This is a genomic window from Enterobacter sp. BWH52, assembly GCF_001037565.1.
In the GTDB taxonomy this organism is placed as follows: domain Bacteria; phylum Pseudomonadota; class Gammaproteobacteria; order Enterobacterales; family Enterobacteriaceae; genus Enterobacter; species Enterobacter hormaechei_C.
Genome location: NZ_KQ089854.1, coordinates 405,087 through 422,285, shown reverse-complemented (window position 1 = coordinate 422,285; position 17,199 = coordinate 405,087). Strand labels below are relative to the sequence as shown.

Genomic DNA, 17,199 nt, shown 5'->3' with positions numbered 1-17,199 from the left:
CTTTCCCTCCGGCCACTTTTTGCCGAAAACGTGACCTCTGGCAGGTTTACACGTCTTTACGCTATACTACCGCTGAAATAATCGGCTCAACGCTACGAGCTGACTTCAATGTGTCTTCACACGAATGGTATCAACTCCCCTTCTGAGGATCTGGCGAGAAGCCGGATAAACTATGTTAAACAGTATTTTAGTAATACTTTGTCTTATTGCCGTCAGTGCATTTTTCTCGATATCGGAGATCTCGCTGGCTGCCTCCCGTAAAATCAAACTGAAGCTGCTTGCCGACGAGGGCAACATCAACGCATCACGCATTCTGAAAATGCAGGAAAACCCCGGCATGTTCTTTACCGTGGTGCAGATTGGCCTGAACGCGGTCGCCATTCTTGGCGGTATCGTGGGTGATGCAGCGTTTTCTCCGGCGTTTTATGGCCTCTTTGTTAAGTACATGTCCGTAGAGCTGGCCGAGCAGTTGAGCTTCATCCTCTCCTTCTCCCTGGTGACCGGCTTGTTCATTTTATTCGCGGACCTGACCCCGAAACGCATCGGTATGATTGCGCCAGAAGCTGTGGCTTTGCGTATCATCAACCCGATGCGCTTCTGCCTTTATGTCTTCCGTCCGCTGGTGTGGTTCTTTAACGGCCTGGCGAACGTCATTTTCCGCATCTTCAAGCTGCCGATGGTGCGTAAAGACGACATCACCTCCGATGATATTTATGCCGTGGTGGAAGCCGGGGCGCTGGCAGGCGTGCTGCGCAAGCAGGAGCACGAGCTGATTGAGAACGTTTTCGAACTGGAATCCCGTACCGTGCCGTCCTCCATGACCGGCCGTGAAAACATCATCTGGTTCGATCTGCATGAAGACGAGCAGAGCCTGAAGACCAAAGTGGCGCAGCATCCACATTCCAAGTTCCTGGTCTGTAACGAAGATATCGACCATATCATCGGCTATGTGGACTCCAAAGACCTGCTGAACCGCGTGCTGGCAAACCAGAGCCTGGCGCTGAACAGCGGCGTGCAGATCCGCAACACCCTGATTGTGCCGGACACCCTGACGCTCTCCGAAGCGCTGGAAAGTTTCAAAACCGCCGGGGAAGACTTCGCGGTGATCATGAACGAATACGCGCTGGTGGTGGGCATTATCACCCTCAACGACGTTATGACGACCCTGATGGGCGACCTGGTCGGCCAGGGGCTGGAAGAGCAGATTGTTCAGCGTGACGAAAATTCATGGCTCATCGATGGCGGTACGCCGATTGAAGACGTCATGCGCGTGCTCGACATCGACGAGTTCCCGCAGTCCGGCAACTACGAGACCATCGGCGGCTTTATGATGTTTATGCTGCGTAAAATCCCGAAACGTACCGACTCAGTGAAGTTCTCCGGCTTCAAGTTTGAAGTGGTGGATATTGATAACTACCGCATCGATCAGCTGCTGGTAACGCGTATTGATAGCAAACCGACCGTGCTGGTGCCGAAACTGCCGGATGCGGAAGAGAAGGTGTCGGCGTAATTTATGAAGGGCAGCGTTGAGCTGCCCTTTTTGTTTTAAAACGGAAGCTGCCGTTTATGTAATTTAAATAATTTTTTAAGTCCTTAGAAGGGGGACGAATTGAGATAAATAAAGGCAGAGCCTACGATATTATTAAATTTAAAAATATCCCCGTTTACTTTAAGAAAAATCGTTCTGTCTTCAATGCTAACTTTCACGCCAGGATCGGTGGTGACAAGGAAAGGTTCATAACCATTTTTAATGTCTTCTAAAAAAACTTCATCGGTCTTTTGTGCCGTGTAAAGATAATATTTATATACGAAAGAAGTCGTCGCACCCGCGCTGCTTTCCGTGATATACAACATAGACTTATCAGCTACGGCATGCCGATAAACTATAGTCTGTTCAAGGTAAAAAAAGTCACCAAGCATGCGCCAAATCCCATATCCTATGGTAGCTAACATAAATAACACAAATATATTCTTATTTTTAAAAACCAGATCTCGATGCATAATTATTCCATTTATTTTCCATGCGTAACGGCTTCCCTTCTCAGCCAACAGTTAAAGCTGACCTTTTTACAACTCGCTTATAAAAAGTATAGGGGTATTGTTTATGCCATGGATAATAAGTCCAATAGTGATCCAAGTTTTTAATGTTTTATATCAATTTTTAGCACTGAAAAAGATTTTAAGAAAAACTTCATCAATTCATGGTTATGCCCGTTAATACAAATAACGCCAAGTCAAAACTATCTGCTTCAGGGTATGTCTCTGGACTGGCCCTACAAACATCAACGGCTCCCATTGGGAGCCGTCTTTTTAACAACTACTGCATAGCACGTTGGTTAAGCCATCTCAGTTTGCAGACGCATAACCTGACGGTTGACTTCGGACATCACAGACAAGTGCTGTTTGTCCTTCACTTTCGGGATAAGGATTTTGCCCTTATCGAACTCAAAAGCGCCAACATCCTTGATGTACAACCGCCCACGGAACAGGATCTTCACGTACTTCGCCACCTGAAGCGGGTTGTAGCGTTGGAAAATTTTCATTCTTGTATCTCCTGCGAATCATACGCTCTTGCGGTGCCACAATCGGCCCGACTGTCCTGAGCGCAAATTTTGATGCCCAATGACTATAGACCAGAACCTCGTACTTACCCAGTGTGCATAAGTTTATTTACCGTTTGATTACAATTATTCAGAATAATCTTTGCAAAGCGTGATACAGCGCAGTATATGCCGTCGTTTTTGCATAGATATGTGCGTTCGCCCGCAAACTGGCATCGGGATTGCGGGAAAAGCCTATTGATCGCACTTATGATTAAAAGCGCATGACCAAGTGGTCGGATCACCTGCTAACAATAAGGAAACACCATGACCCTACGTAACCTCCTGGCAGCAGCTTGCCTGTTGCTGCCGCTGATGGCTTCCGCACACAACATTGAAAAAGGACAACGTGTCCCGCCGGTCGGGATTGCTGACCGGGGAGAATTGATTCTCGACAATGATAAGTTTAGCTATAAAGCCTGGAATAGCGCGCAGCTTGCGGGCAAAGTGAGAGTTGTACAACATATTGCCGGACGTACATCCGCTAAAGAGAAAAACGCTACCCTCGTGGAGGCGATCAAGGCCGCAAAACTCCCGCACGATCGCTACCAGACCACCACCATCGTGAACACCGACGACGCCATTCCCGGCTCCGGGATGTTTGTGCGCTCAAGCCTTGAGAGCAATAAGAAGCTCTATCCCTGGTCGCAGTTTATTGTCGACAGCAACGGCGTGACGCTTAAGGCGTGGCAGCTGGAAGAGGAGAGTTCAGCGATTGTCGTGCTGGACAAAAACGGTCGCGTAGAGTGGGTTAAAGACGGCGCGCTGACGCAGGATGAGGTGCAGCAGGTGGTTGCCCTGCTGCATAAGCTGCTGACTCAGTAAAGTGACACCCGGAAGCCCGGATTCAGGAATGACTCGCGCGGGGTGTAGTCCAGTGGCTTACCCTGCCAGTCATGCACATGCGCGCCAGCGGCCGCCGCCACCGCATGCCCTGCCGCCGTATCCCAGACGTTCGTCGGCCCGAAACGGGGGTACAGCTGCGCCTGCCCTTCCGCCACCAGACAGAACTTCAGCGACGAGCCAATCGACGTCGTCTGGTGTTCACCCAGCTGTTGCAGATATTCCTCCAGCTCGCTGTCACTGTGCGAGCGGCTGATCACCACCAGCGGAGGACGGGCATCACGCACCTGGATCTGCTTACGCACGCCGCACTCTTCCTTCCAGGCTTTACCTTCCGCCGCGCTGTACATCACCTTCATCACCGGGGCATAAACCACGCCCAGTACCGCTTTCCCGTTTTCAATCAGAGCGATGTTGACGGTGAATTCACCGTTACGCTTGATAAACTCTTTCGTGCCGTCCAGCGGGTCGACAAGCCAGTAACGCTGCCAGTGCTGACGTTCATCCCAGCTCTGGGGCGCTTCTTCAGAAAGGACCGGAATATCCGGCGTCAGGGCCTGCAAACCTTTCAGGATCACTGCATGCGCCGCGATATCCGCCGCCGTCACCGGGGAGTCATCCGCTTTGCTGACAACATCCATCGGTTTCGCACCGTCGTACACCTGCATAATGGCATCACCCGCATCCCGTGCGAGCTGACAAATTTTATCTAACATTCTCCACCTCTTCGTTAACGCAGTGGGCATAACTTATTGTTTTAGTTATATCGTAATGTGAACAATTCCGCTATCTGTGAAGCAATTCTGGTTTCAGCGCCCTTTTTTCTGGCAGCATTCACACTTCTGTAAGCAACAAATACTACATACATATTCTTTTGTTGCTTGGATCGAAAAAAGGACTCCTCAGATGATTAAGTTTAGCGCAACGCTCCTGGCAACGCTGATTGCGGCAAGCGTTCAGGCAGCGACGGTGGATCTCCGTATTCTGGAAACCACCGATCTGCACAGCAATATGATGGACTTCGATTACTACAAAGATACCCCTACGGAAAAATTCGGACTGGTACGCACGGCAAGTTTGATCAACGCCGCCCGCGGTGAAGTGAAAAACAGCGTGCTGGTCGATAACGGGGACTTAATTCAGGGCAGCCCGCTCGGAGACTACATGGCGGCGAAGGGGCTGAAAAAAGGCGAGATCCACCCTGTCTATAAAGCGATGAACACCCTGGATTATGCGGTTGGCAACCTGGGCAACCACGAATTTAACTACGGCCTGAAATACCTGCACGACGCGCTGGCAGGGGCAAAATTCCCGTACGTTAACGCCAATATCATCGACGTTAAGACGAAGAAGCCGCTCTTCACCCCTTATCTGATTAAAGAGACCGAGGTTGTCGACCAGGACGGTAAAAAACAGACGCTGAAAATCGGCTATATCGGTTTTGTACCGCCGCAGATCATGACGTGGGATAAAGCCAACCTCGACGGGAAAGTAACCGTCAACGACATTACCGAAACCGCGCGCAAATACGTGCCGGAGATGCGGGCGAAAGGGGCGGATGTGGTGGTCGTCGTGGCCCACTCCGGCCTCTCGGCCGACCCGTATCAGGTGATGGCTGAGAACTCCGTGTACTATCTCAGCCAGGTGCCGGGCGTGGATGCGATCCTGTTTGGTCACGCCCATGCCGTCTTCCCGGGCAAAGATTTCGCTGATATCAAAGGCGCGGACATCGAAAAAGGGACGCTCAACGGTGTGCCATCGGTGATGCCGGGCATGTGGGGTGACCACCTTGGCGTGGTGGATCTGGTGCTGAATAACGACAGCGGAAGCTGGAAAGTCACGCAGTCGAAAGCGGAAGCGCGTCCGATCTACGACGCAGCGGCCAAAAAATCTCTGGCAGGGGGAGATAAAAAGCTGGTCGACGTCCTGAAGCATGACCACGACGCGACGCGTGAATTTGTCAGCAAGCCGATCGGTAAATCGGCTGATAACATGTACAGCTTCCTCGCGCTGGTACAGGATGATCCGACCGTGCAGGTAGTCAACATGGCGCAGAAAGCCTATGCGGAGCACTATATTCAGGGCGATCCGGATCTGGCAAATCTGCCGGTACTGTCTGCCGCGGCGCCATTCAAAGTGGGCGGACGTAAGAACGATCCGGCCAGTTACGTTGAGGTGGAAAAAGGCCAGCTGACCTTCCGTAATGCCGCCGATCTCTACCTCTATCCCAACACACTCGTGGTGGTGAAAGCCACCGGGAAAGAGGTGAAGGAGTGGCTGGAGTGCTCTGCCGGACAGTTCAACCAGATCGATCCGCACAGCAGCAAACCGCAGTCGCTGATTAACTGGGACGGTTTCCGCACCTATAACTTCGACGTGATCGACGGCGTGGATTATCAGATTGACGTTACCCAGCCCGCGAAATATGACGGCGAATGTCAGGCCATTAATCCGCAGGCAGAACGCATCAAAAACCTGACCTTCAACGGCAAAGCGATTGATCCTAATGCCACTTTCCTGGTGGTGACCAACAACTACCGCGCCTATGGCGGCAAGTTTGCCGGTACGGGTGACAGCCATATCGCCTTTGCCTCACCGGATGAGAACCGTTCGGTGCTGGCGGCGTGGATCAGCGCGGAGTCGAAAAAGGCGGGTGAAATTCATCCGGCGGTGGATAACAACTGGCGTCTGGCACCGATCCACAGCGACACTAAGCTGGATATTCGCTTTGAGACATCTCCGTCCGATAAAGCAGCCGCGTTTATCAAGGATAAGGCGCAGTATCCGATGCAAAAGGTCGCGACGGATGATATTGGGTTCGCGATTTATCAGGTGGATTTGAGCAGGTAGCGATGATTGTGCCGGGTGGCGGCTTCGCCTTACCCGGCCTACCCGCAATCCTCGATCCCGTAGGCCGGGTAAGCGCAAGCGCCACCCGGCATTTCATGCCGCACGCTCGTCCCTATTCGCCATCACCTGCGGCGTATTGACCTCAATCCAGTCGGCCAGCGCGGCCACCTTCTCGCTTACCTCCCGCCCCAGCGGCGTCAGGCTATACTCCACATGCGGCGGCACGACCGGATACGACACGCGATCGACAAACCCGTCATGTTCCAGCGCCTGTAAAGACTGAGCCAGCATCTTCTCGCTGACGCCGCCCATCTTGCGGCGCAGATCGCTGAAGCGATGCGTCCCCTGACGTAACGCCACCAGGATCAGCACGCCCCAGCGGCTGGTTACGTGTTTGAGCACCTCCCGTGACGGGCACTGTTCCGCAAAGAGGTTGCCATCGTGCATTTGCTCGCTGAGCGTTGGTATTGTTGTTTTCATACTTACCTTTTTGTATGTACTTACTAAAAGTTAGTTATGGTGATAGTGTGCCACAACACCAGACAAACACGAAGGAGATTCATCATGATCGCGATTACCGGCGCAACCGGCCAGCTTGGCCAACACGTTATTGAAGAACTGCTGAAAACCGTTCCGGCCAGCCAGATCGTGGCTATTGTGCGTAACCTGGCGAAAGCCGAAGCGTTGCGTCAGCAAGGGGTCGTTGTGCGTCAGGCGGATTACACCGATGAAGCCGCATTTACCACCGCGCTGAACGGCGTGGATAAACTACTGCTCATCTCCTCCAGCGAAGTGGGCCAGCGCGCCGTACAGCACCAGAACGTGATAAACGCCGCCAAAGCCGCCGGGGTGAAATTCATCGCCTATACCAGCCTGCTGCATGCTGACAAATCCCCGCTGGGTCTGCACGTTGAGCACGTCGAAACCGAAAATGCCCTGGCGGCCTCCGGCGTGCCTTACGCCCTGCTGCGCAACGGCTGGTACACCGAAAACTACCTGGCAAGCGCGCCGCCAGCGCTGGAACACGGCGTATTTATGGGGGCCGCAGGCGAAGGCAAAATTGCCTCTGCGACCCGTGCGGATTACGCGGCGGCGGCAGCGAAAGTGATTTCTGAAGAGGGTCATGCCGGCAAGGTGTATGAACTGGCGGGTGATAATGCCTGGACGCTGAGCGAACTGGCTGCGGAACTGAGCAAGCAGAGCGGTAAGCCGGTAACGTATCAGAACCTCAGCGAAGCCGATTTCGCCGCTGCGCTGAAGGGCGTTGGTCTGCCTGCCGGGCTGGCGGAAATGCTGGCGGACTCCGACACCGGCGCGTCCAAAGGCGGCCTGTTCGACGACAGCCATACCCTGAGCAAGCTCATTGGCCGCCCAACCACACCGCTGGCGGAAAGCGTCAAAGCCATCCTGTAGTTGTTAAAAATTGGTTATTTTTTGTGGCGTCCCCTCGGGTCATCTCTGATAATGAAGCGATGACCCACAAGGAGGCTCACTGTGCAAGGCGTACCGGAACAGTTCACTGATGAGAGAGACAGCGCGCGCTTTCGCCATCTGGCGCAGCTGCCGGGCCTGGAGCTTTATCACGCCCATATCTCTGACTACGCCTTCGAGCCGCACACTCATGAAGCCTTCGGTATCGGCACCATCGAAACCGGTGCCGAACGCTTCCGCTATCGCGGTACCCAGCATCTTGCCGCGGAAAAATCCGTCGTGACCATGAACCCGGACGAGATCCACACCGGGGAATCCGCCACTGAAGGCGGCTGGCGCTACCGGATGGTCTACATCGAACCCGACCTGCTGGAAGAGGTCACTGGCCTGCGTCACTGGTGGTTTAGCGACGTCACGCGTCACGATCCGCTGCGCTCGCAACAGATAGGCCAGTTGATTTATGGCCTGTGGCACACGGACGATCCGCTGGCGCAGAAGGGGCTGCTACTGGATTTGATTCAGACTTTTCAGCCGCTGGCCCACCATGCGCCGGTGGTGCAGGAGGCCACGCACCGCTTCGAACGCGTTCGCGACTACCTGCACGACAACTATATGCGCTCGCTGACCCTGGACGAGCTGGCTAACGTTGTCTCGCTCAGCCCGTACCATTTTCAGCGCCAGTTCAAAGCCCATTTCCACGTTACGCCCCACCAGATGCTGATGGCCATCCGGCTGTGGCGCGCCAAAGCATTCCTCACCCATGGCATGCCTGCCGCCGAGGTGGCCGCCGCGACCGGGCTGACCGATCAGTCGCACCTGACCCGCGCCTTCACCCGTCGCTACGGCATCACGCCCGTGCGCTACCAGAAACAGGTTATGCCGCGCTAATGCGCAACCTCATACAATACGCGCCCGTTTTGCCCTCCTACACTGAGCGCAAAGTGAATCAAGATGGATGGAAAAATGATTAGCGGCGTGTTGTATGCCCTGCTTGCGGGTTTGATGTGGGGGCTGATTTTTGTCGGCCCGCTGATTGTGCCGGAGTACCCGGCAATATTGCAGTCGACCGGACGTTACCTGGCGCTGGGGCTGATTGCCGTGCCGCTGGCGTGGCTGGGGCGCACGCGTCTGCGTCAGCTGGGCCGCCAGGACTGGCTCACCGCGCTGGCGCTGACCATGATGGGTAATCTGATCTACTACGTCTGTCTGGCGAGCGCCATTCAGCGCACCGGTGCGCCGGTGTCGACCATGATTATCGGCACGCTGCCGGTGGTCATCCCGGTTTTCGCGAACCTGCTTTACAGCCAGCGTGACGGCAAACTGGCGTGGTCAAAAATGGCGCCGGCGCTGGTCTGCATTGCCGTGGGGCTGGTGTGCGTGAATATTGCCGAGCTTCGCCATGGTCTGGAAAATTTCAGCGTGTGGCGTTACGGTTCAGGGATCTTTCTGGCGTTTATTTCGGTTGTCTGTTGGGCCTGGTATGCCCTGCGCAACGCACGCTGGCTGCGGGAAAACCCGGATAAGCATCCGATGATGTGGGCCACGGCGCAGGCGCTGGTCACCCTCCCTGTCTCGTTGCTGGGCTATGTGGGCGCGTGTGTCTGGCTGGGTAGCCAGCAACCGGCATTTACCCTGCCCTTCGGACCGCGCCCGTGGGTATTCGTCGGGTTAATGGTCGCCATTGCCGTGCTCTGTTCGTGGGTGGGCGCGCTGTGCTGGAACATTGCCAGCCAGAAGCTGCCGACGGTGATACTGGGGCCGCTGATTGTCTTTGAGACACTGGCCGGGCTGCTCTATACCTTCCTGATGCGCCAGAGCGTGCCGCCGTTGCTAACGGCCTGCGGGATCGCGCTACTGGTCGTTGGGGTGGTGATTGCGGTGAGAGCGAAGCCGGAAAAACCGATGGTCGTTCCGGCGTCGGAGGGGTGAGCTTTTCGCCCGGCGGCGCTTCGCTTGCAGGGCCTACAAAACCGTAGGCCGGGTAAGCGTCAGCGCCACCCGGCACAGTATCAGAACGTTTCCCAGTTCGCTTCAGACGCCGCCGCGACGGGCTGCGCTTTAGGTGCATAGGTCTTTACCGGCGCGGCTTTCACCGCCTGATTGCGGGTGATCTTAAACACTGCCACCGCGTCGTTCAGGCGTGCAGCCTGATCTTCCAGCGCCGCCGCCGCCGCCGCAGACTCTTCCACCAGCGAGGCATTCTGCTGGGTGACGCGATCCATCTCCGCCACCGCCTGACCCACCTGGTCGATACCGCGGCTCTGTTCGTCGGAGGCCGACGCAATCTCACCCATGATGTCCGTCACGCGCGTAACCGCATTGACGATCTCCGCCATCGTCGCGCCCGCCTCATTCACCAGCTGAGAGCCCGCGTTAACACGCTCGCCGGAATCATCGATCAGCGCTTTGATCTCTTTCGCCGCCTGCGCACTGCGCTGGGCAAGGGTACGCACCTCGCCCGCGACAACCGCGAAGCCACGTCCCTGCTCGCCCGCGCGCGCCGCTTCTACCGCCGCGTTCAGCGCCAGAATATTGGTCTGGAAAGCAATGCCGTCGATCACGTTAGTAATTTGCGCGATTTTGCTGGAACTGGTGGCGATTTCGTCCATCGTCCGCACCACGCCTTCCACCACGTTACCACCCTTCTTCGCGGTGGAGGAGGCGTCCAGCGCCAGGCGTGACGCCTGACGCGCGTTATCGGCGTTTTGCTTCACGGTAGCGGTTAACTGTTCCATGCTGGCTGCCGTCTCTTCCAGAGAAGCGGCCTGCTGCTCGGTACGGGAGGAGAGATCGTTGCTGCCCGCCGAGATTTCACCCGCGCCGGTGTAGATGGTATCTGCGCCTTCACGCACCACGCCCACCGTGTTGGCCAGCGCAGTCTGCATCTCCTGAACGTTGCGCGCCAGGATCGCCATTTCATTTTTACCCTCAGCCTGAATCGGCTGGGTTAAATCCCCTGCGGCAATGGCGCGGATATGGTTGATCACCTCTTCCAGCGGCAGCAGCAGCACGCGGCGCATCGCAATCCAGCTGGAAATAATCACCGCGATCACCAGCAGCATCACCGCAGAAAGGATCCACAGAATGCGTTTGTAGTCGCTTTCATTGTCCTGGATACCTTTGGCGGTCAGCGCGGCCTGCGCCTCACGCCACTCGCGATAAACCTTTTGCATCGCGGTCTGCTTCTGTTCGGCATTTTGTTTGAACATATCTTCCAGATTGCCCTGCCCCAGCAGAACGTTCATTTGCGTCAGCGTGGCGGAGTAGACGCGGTACTGCTCTTCCAGGCGATCGGCCAGGTGCTCGTCCATACCCGGCGTTTCCGGCAGCGCATAGTATTTATCGTAATGGGTCTGGGCATCGGCCAGCAGGTTTTTCGCGGTATTGACCAGCTCGTTCAACTGCCCGCCGTTAATCTGCGACGCCATGCTGCTTTGCAGGCGCAGCATGCCGCGGTTGAGGGTGACGCGCGCCTGGTTCAGGCTGATCCAGGCGTCGGTAAACTCCGCAACGTTCTGGCTGGAAAGCTGAGAAACGGTGAAGTTCTCTTTATCGTTATTGAGTGCATTAATGAAAATGCCAGCGGAGATCAGCTGCATGATGCCGAGCACAAGCAGCACCGAAATCAAAAGAGTAATGACTTTTATACGTTTAAACATGCGTTGCCTTATTTATATACAGGTATTGTCTGACCTGTATCTATCGGCACGCGCGGCAGGTTGTTTACTGTTTCTCCACCTTTAAAAACTTTCGAAAGCCCTTTTCTGCATTCAATCAGCAAGTTAAAAGCATGCTTTTTTTGTGATCCCTTTCTCGTTTTCACCCTTGCCTCTAAAGGGTTATAGTATCCACTTAAAGATGCATTTAAAATGCATCTTATATTTCTGATGATGAGGTAACTGCTATGGCCTTCCGCGACCAACCCTTAGGCGAGCTGGCGCTCTCCATCCCTCGCGCTTCTGCGCTGTTCCGTAAATATGATATGGATTACTGCTGCGGTGGTAAGCAAACGCTGGCGCGCGCAGCGTCGCGTAAAGAGCTGGATGTAGAGGCTATCGAAGCGGAGCTGGCTCAGCTGGCTGAACAGCCCGTCGACAAAGACTGGCGCACCGCGCCGCTGGCTGAAATCATCGACCACATCATTGTGCGTTACCACGATCGTCACCGCGAGCAGCTGCCGGAGCTGATTTTACAGGCGACCAAAGTTGAACGCGTTCATGCCGATAAACCTTCCGTACCGCGCGGCCTGGCGAAATACCTGACCATGCTGCACGAAGAGCTTTCCAGCCACATGATGAAAGAGGAGCAGATCCTCTTCCCGATGATCAAACAGGGCATGGGCAGCCAGGCCATGGGGCCCATCAGCGTGATGGAAAGCGAACATGATGACGCCGGCGAACTGCTGGAAGTGATTAAACACACCACCGACAACGTCACACCGCCGCCAGAGGCGTGCACCACCTGGAAAGCCATGTACAACGGCATTAACGAGATGATCGACGATCTGATGGAACACATCAGTCTTGAGAATAACGTTCTGTTCCCGCGTGCATTAGCGGGGGAATAAAAAAGCCCGGCGGCGCTAGCGCTTACCGGGCCTACAACGTCCGCGAACGTAGGCCGGGTAAGCGTCAGCGCCACCCGGCAACATGCTTAACGCATGCTCGCCATACGTTTCTTACCGATAAACAGCCAGCCCAGCCCCAGCGCAATAAACCACAGCGGCGTGACGATCAGCGCCTGGCGGGTATCTTCTTCCAGCGTCAGCAGCACCAGCACGAAGACGAAGAACGCCATGCACACCCAGCACATCAGCTTGCCCAGCGGCATCTTGTAGATCGACTTCTCATGCAGGTGTGGACGCTGTTTGCGGTACACCAGGTATGAGCAGAGGATAATGGTCCAGACGAACATGAACAGGATCGCCGACACCGTAGTGATCATGGTGAACGCGCCGATTACGCTCGGGTTGACGTAGAGCATCACCACACCGCCCAGCAGACAGATGCAGGAGAAGGTCAGCCCTTTCGCCGGTACCGCGCGTTTAGACAGTTTGGCAAACGCGCTCGGAGCAACGCCCTCCTGCGCCAGACCGAACAGCATACGGCTGGTGGAGAAGACGCCGCTGTTCGCGGAAGAGGCCGCAGAGGTCAGCACCACGAAGTTAATCAGGCTCGCGGCAGCAGGCAGTCCCACCAGCACGAACAGCTCGACGAACGGGCTCTTGGTTGGCACCACCGAACTCCATGGCGTCACGGACATAATGACGATCAGCGCGAACACGTAGAACATGATGATACGCAGCGGAATGGAGTTGATCGCGCGCGGCAGGGATTTCTCCGGATCTTTGGTTTCCGCCGCCGTGGTACCGACCAGCTCAATCCCGACAAACGCGAACACCGCAATCTGGAAGCCGGCAAAGAAGCCGCTGATCCCTTTCGGGAACCAGCCGCCGTCATTCCACAGATGGGCAAACGACGCCTGTACGCCGGTTGGCGACTGGAAGTGCGTCAGCACCATCACCAGCCCGACGACAATCAGCGCGATGATGGCGACGATTTTGATCATCGCGAACCAGAACTCCATCTCACCGAACATTTTAACGGTGGCGAGGTTCAGGCTCAGCAGCAGGACAATCACCGCCAGCGAAGCCACCCAGTCCGATAGCCCTGGGAACCAGAATTGCGCGTACGCCGTGATGGCCACAACGTCAGCCATGCCGGTGACCACCCAGCAGAACCAGTAGGTCCAGCCGGTAAAATAGCCCGCCCACGGGCCGAGCAGGTCTGACGCGAAGTCGCTGAAGGATTTGTATTCAAGATTCGAGAGCAGCAATTCACCCATTGCACGCATCACGAAAAAGAGCATAAAACCGATGATCATATAAACGAAGATGATCGACGGGCCGGCAAGACTGATGGTTTTGCCCGAGCCCATAAACAGCCCTGTGCCGATGGCTCCGCCAATGGCAATAAGCTGAATGTGACGGTTCGTGAGATTTCGCCGTAGCGACTGTTCAGACGTCGCCTCTTCTGCGGCGGCGACTTTGACCTGATCTACCATGTGATATTTTCCTGTTTATGCCTGTCTGTGTTGTTAAGGCTCTTCTGGCCTTTATTTACGCCAAATAAATGACGGCCCCTGTGTATGGACTAATCGATAGTAGGTAAGAATCGGCGGGATGAATACTATGTTTTGAATATTATGTTAATAATATGTTGAAAGTGAGTGTCATATCACTCATACAGCGCGAAACAGCTCACAAAAATACACGTAACAGTTTCGTTTGCAATACAAAATGTTGATTCCGTCGTAACTCCGGGTTTTATCGCTATTTTCCTCTCCCCGATCGGAGAGAGGAAAATAAGAAAAACCGATTACAGGATTTCCAGCAGCTCGACTTCAAACACCAGGGTGCTGAATGGCGGAATGGACGCGCCAGCGCCACGCTCGCCGTAAGCCAGGTTGTGCGGGATAGTCAGTTCCCATTTGGAACCTACTGGCATCAGGGTCAGGGCTTCGATCCAGCCTGCGATAACGCCGTTGACCGGGAACTCAGCCGGTTCGCCACGCGCGACGGAGCTGTCGAACACGGTACCGTCGATCAGCTTACCGGTGTAGTGTACGCGAACGTGGTCGGTACGCGCCGGGATTGCGCCATCACCCTGATTGATTACGCGGAACTGCAAGCCGGACTCGGTGCTGTTCACGCCTTCACGCTCACGGTTCTCTTCCAGATATTTCACGCCTTCTGCCGCCATCTCTTCGAAACGCGCGCGACGTACGGCGTCAGCACGTTCGTGGATTTCACGCAGCGCACGGTGCACAACGTCAACCGGCACAGCGGGCTGCTTGCCTTCCAGCGCGTCAGCGATACCCGCCACCAGCGCTTCCGGTAACAGACCTTCCAGGCCGGATTCGCTCAGCTGCTGTCCTACCTGCAAGCCGATGCCGTAGCTTGCCTGCGCTTCGATAGTGTCAAAAGTCGGGGTGGTCATGGGTTTTCCTTCCATCACATTTAAAGTAGCGGGCAGCATATCAGCCATGCCCTTATGGGTAAAACTTTGTCTTAAGTAAAGGTGACAAACTGCGACGAAACGGAAACAATAGTAGCCGTCAGGATTTTCCCTAATATATGTCACGAAAGCTGGCTTTGTTACGCCCATCAGGCAGTTAGCAAACTACACTTCTCAGGACAGGATAAAAAGACGCGGAGCAGGAGGAGAGCCATGCCCGGGCGATTTGAACTGAAACCTACCCTGGCGAAAATCTGGCATGCGCCGGATAACTTTCGCATCATGGACCCGCTGCCGCCTTTGCATCGCAGAGGCATTATCATCGGCGCGTTGCTGATCGTCATCGGCTTCCTGCTTCCTTCCGGCAGTGACAACGTTGATACCGCGCCGGTCAGCCGGAATGCTGAGCTGGATATCCAGTCGCAAAGCCAGCCGCAGCCTGGTTCACAGCCGATGCAGACGCAGCTGGTCACACCGTCTAACGATCCGGGCCAGGTTGCGCCGGTTGAACCTGAACCTGTTCAGGAAGATCAGGAGCTGGCCGCCGCCCCTTCAGAGCCACAGGCGCAACAGCCCACCGGCATTGAGCAGCAGTGGCGTTCGTATCGCGTAGAGCCTGGGAAAACTCTTGCCCAGCTGTTCCGCGACCACAATTTGCCCGCAACGGATGTGTATGCCATGGCGCAAGTCGAGGGGGCAGGCAAGCCGCTCAGCAACCTGCAAAATGGTCAGATGGTGCAGATCCGTCAGAACGCCAGCGGGGTGGTGACCGGGTTAACGATCGATACCGGCAACGGGCAGCAGGTACTGTTTACCCGCCAGCCGGACGGCAGTTTCATCAGAGCACGTTAATGGCCCAGGCCGGGTAAGGCGATGCCGCCACCCGGCACTTTTGTTCTCAGGCACGCCGTTTATTCACCCACCAGATCCCCGAGCAGACCAGCACCAGCGCAATCGCGTATTTAATGTCCATAATGTTTTCGCCGAGGAAGATGGCGGAGAGCACCGTCCCTGCTACAGGTATGACAAAGTTGAACGGGGCAATCATACTCACGCGGTTTACTTTCAGCAGCGCGCTCCACAGGGCGAACGCCACGGATGAGAGCAGCGTCAGATACCCCAGCACGGCGACGGCTTTCATGCTGTGCACCTCCAGCGTCCCGCCCGTGGCATAGCCTCCCGCAACCAGTGCCGCCCCGCCTATCCCCAGCTGCCATCCCGTCATTACCGTCGGGTCAACGGTCTGGGAAATGCGTTTCCCGTAAAGCGTGGCCGCAGAGAGAATAAAGGCGGCCAGCACCACAAATCCGTCACCTTTCCACACAAACTGGAACTCACTTAACCCGCTGTGGAAGTTCACCAGCATCACCCCGGCAAAGCCCAGAACACACCCCAGCGTTTTGTTATAGCTGAGTTTGTCGTTGTGGTAGATAAAGTGCGCCAGCAGCACGCTGAAGAAGGTCCCGGTGGCATTCATGATGGAGCCGTTCACCCCGGTCGTGTAGGCCAGGCCGATATAAAAGAAGGTGTACTGGAGGGAGGTCTGGGTCAGTCCGAGGATCGTGAGCTGGCCAAACTGCGTGGGCGTGAGCCTGCCAATCGGTTTTCGCTGGGCCAGGGCAAAAAGCAGCAGCAACGCGCCGGCAAACAGAAAACGGTATCCGGCAAAGACGACTTTGGAGGGGATATCATCGGTCGCGATCTGAAAGAGTTCGTAGCCACTTTTAATGGCCGGGTACGAGCTTCCCCAAAGCAGACAGCAGAGCGTGGCGCAGGCATAGGCCACATTTCGACGGGCAAAGACGGGCGTGGGCAGAGCAGTATCCATGACAAATCTCATAAATAAAATTGCGTTTCAATTTATTATCAGAGAATGCGTCAGGAATAGCGACCTTACAAGAGCAAAAGATGACGCAGGGTCACGCTAAAAAGCAAAACGCCGGCACAAGGCCGGCGCTTCGACGCGAGCAGAGTAAAAAATTACTCAGCTACTACGTTAACAACCAGTTTAGCGAACACTTCGCTGTGAACCTGGAAGTCAACTTCGTGCTCACCAGTGGTACGCAGAACGCCGTTCGGCAGACGAACTTCGCTCTTAGCCACTTTAACGCCTGCCGCAGTAACTGCATCAGCGATATCGCGGGTACCGATGGAACCGAACAGTTTACCTTCGTCGCCAGCTTTGGACGCGATGGTAACGGTGCCCAGTGCGTTGATTGCTTCAGCGCGAGCGTTAGCAGCCGCCAGAACGTCAGCCAGTTTGGCTTCCAGTTCAGCACGACGTGCTTCGAAAAACTCTACGTTTTTCTTAGTAGCTGGAACAGCTTTACCCTGTGGAACCAGGAAGTTACGAGCGTAACCCGCTTTAACGTTTACCTGATCACCCAGGCTGCCCAGGTTTGCTACTTTATCAAGCAGAATAACTTGCATTACCTTATCCTCTTAAAGTCGTATTAATG

17 protein-coding genes are annotated in these 17,199 nt (G+C 55.2%); 8 read left to right on the top strand and 9 right to left on the bottom strand.

Annotated elements, in window-relative coordinates; translation table 11 throughout:
* Nucleotides 1–172: 172 nt before the first annotated feature.
* On the top strand, nt 173–1,510 hold the full coding sequence (locus tag SK47_RS02060; RefSeq protein WP_022650272.1) for a polyamine export protein PaeA: 1,338 nt from the start codon (nt 173–175) through the stop codon (nt 1,508–1,510).
* Between the two features lie 83 nt (nt 1,511–1,593).
* Here SK47_RS02060 and SK47_RS02055 read toward each other — a convergent pair whose 3' ends face one another.
* Both SK47_RS02055 and SK47_RS02050 read right to left on the bottom strand, forming a co-directional pair.
* Nucleotides 1,594–2,001, bottom strand: a complete 408-nt coding sequence (locus SK47_RS02055) for a hypothetical protein (protein ID WP_048209732.1) — start codon at nt 1,999–2,001, stop codon at nt 1,594–1,596.
* Nucleotides 2,002–2,336: 335 nt separating this feature from the next.
* Complete coding sequence (locus SK47_RS02050; protein ID WP_003856054.1) at nt 2,337–2,543, bottom strand: DUF1107 domain-containing protein; 207 nt, start codon at nt 2,541–2,543, stop codon at nt 2,337–2,339.
* Nucleotides 2,544–2,867: 324 nt separating this feature from the next.
* Here SK47_RS02050 and SK47_RS02045 point away from each other — a divergent pair, with 324 nt between their 5' ends.
* The gene (locus tag SK47_RS02045; protein ID WP_048243406.1) at nt 2,868–3,425 is read left to right on the top strand and encodes a YtfJ family protein; all 558 of its coding nucleotides are present in this window, start codon (nt 2,868–2,870) and stop codon (nt 3,423–3,425) included.
* On the opposite strand, the gene cysQ is transcribed toward SK47_RS02045, so the two are convergent.
* Nucleotides 3,419–4,159, bottom strand: coding sequence for a 3'(2'),5'-bisphosphate nucleotidase CysQ (cysQ, locus tag SK47_RS02040; protein ID WP_003856050.1), 741 nt, complete (start codon nt 4,157–4,159; stop codon nt 3,419–3,421). The genes SK47_RS02045 and cysQ overlap by 7 nt on opposite strands.
* 190 nt (nt 4,160–4,349) lie before the next feature.
* On the opposite strand from cysQ, the gene SK47_RS02035 reads away from it, so the two are divergent.
* A complete protein-coding gene (locus SK47_RS02035; protein ID WP_048243404.1) occupies nt 4,350–6,293 on the top strand; it encodes a bifunctional 2',3'-cyclic-nucleotide 2'-phosphodiesterase/3'-nucleotidase in 1,944 nt (647 codons plus the stop codon).
* A gap of 93 nt (nt 6,294–6,386) precedes the next feature.
* Here SK47_RS02035 and SK47_RS02030 read toward each other — a convergent pair whose 3' ends face one another.
* Nucleotides 6,387–6,773 carry a winged helix-turn-helix transcriptional regulator gene (locus tag SK47_RS02030; protein ID WP_048243398.1) on the bottom strand — a complete coding sequence of 129 codons (387 nt, stop codon included), beginning with the start codon at nt 6,771–6,773 and terminating at the stop codon, nt 6,387–6,389.
* 84 nt (nt 6,774–6,857) lie between these two features.
* Between SK47_RS02030 and SK47_RS02025 the strand changes: the two genes are divergently transcribed.
* From SK47_RS02025 to SK47_RS02015, 3 genes are all read left to right on the top strand, one after another.
* Complete coding sequence (locus SK47_RS02025; protein ID WP_022650267.1) at nt 6,858–7,706, top strand: SDR family oxidoreductase; 849 nt, start codon at nt 6,858–6,860, stop codon at nt 7,704–7,706.
* 81 nt (nt 7,707–7,787) lie between these two features.
* Nucleotides 7,788–8,612, top strand: coding sequence for an AraC family transcriptional regulator (locus tag SK47_RS02020; protein WP_023315272.1), 825 nt, complete (start codon nt 7,788–7,790; stop codon nt 8,610–8,612).
* Between the two features lie 75 nt (nt 8,613–8,687).
* Nucleotides 8,688–9,653, top strand: coding sequence for a DMT family transporter (locus tag SK47_RS02015; RefSeq protein WP_022650265.1), 966 nt, complete (start codon nt 8,688–8,690; stop codon nt 9,651–9,653).
* Nucleotides 9,654–9,733: 80 nt separating this feature from the next.
* On the opposite strand, the gene SK47_RS02010 is transcribed toward SK47_RS02015, so the two are convergent.
* Complete coding sequence (locus SK47_RS02010) at nt 9,734–11,383, bottom strand: methyl-accepting chemotaxis protein (protein WP_003856047.1); 1,650 nt, start codon at nt 11,381–11,383, stop codon at nt 9,734–9,736.
* A gap of 245 nt (nt 11,384–11,628) precedes the next feature.
* Between SK47_RS02010 and ytfE the strand changes: the two genes are divergently transcribed.
* Complete coding sequence (gene ytfE, locus SK47_RS02005; RefSeq protein ID WP_003856046.1) at nt 11,629–12,291, top strand: iron-sulfur cluster repair protein YtfE; 663 nt, start codon at nt 11,629–11,631, stop codon at nt 12,289–12,291.
* 86 nt (nt 12,292–12,377) lie between these two features.
* Here the strand turns inward: ytfE and cycA are convergent, their stop codons facing one another.
* The gene (cycA, locus tag SK47_RS02000) at nt 12,378–13,787 is read right to left on the bottom strand and encodes a D-serine/D-alanine/glycine transporter (protein WP_003856045.1); all 1,410 of its coding nucleotides are present in this window, start codon (nt 13,785–13,787) and stop codon (nt 12,378–12,380) included.
* A 314-nt stretch (nt 13,788–14,101) separates the two neighbouring features.
* The gene (fklB, locus tag SK47_RS01995; RefSeq protein WP_008502892.1) at nt 14,102–14,722 is read right to left on the bottom strand and encodes an FKBP-type peptidyl-prolyl cis-trans isomerase; all 621 of its coding nucleotides are present in this window, start codon (nt 14,720–14,722) and stop codon (nt 14,102–14,104) included.
* A 231-nt stretch (nt 14,723–14,953) separates the two neighbouring features.
* On the opposite strand from fklB, the gene SK47_RS01990 reads away from it, so the two are divergent.
* On the top strand, nt 14,954–15,592 hold the full coding sequence (locus SK47_RS01990) for an OapA family protein (RefSeq protein ID WP_022650264.1): 639 nt from the start codon (nt 14,954–14,956) through the stop codon (nt 15,590–15,592).
* 46 nt (nt 15,593–15,638) lie between these two features.
* On the opposite strand, the gene SK47_RS01985 is transcribed toward SK47_RS01990, so the two are convergent.
* Together SK47_RS01985 and rplI are read right to left on the bottom strand one after the other, a co-directional pair.
* Entirely contained in the window at nt 15,639–16,568 is a 930-nt protein-coding gene (locus SK47_RS01985; protein ID WP_023315269.1) for a DMT family transporter, read from the bottom strand.
* A gap of 152 nt (nt 16,569–16,720) precedes the next feature.
* Nucleotides 16,721–17,170, bottom strand: coding sequence for a 50S ribosomal protein L9 (gene rplI / locus SK47_RS01980; protein ID WP_003856039.1), 450 nt, complete (start codon nt 17,168–17,170; stop codon nt 16,721–16,723).
* Between the last annotated feature and the right edge of the window lie 29 nt (nt 17,171–17,199).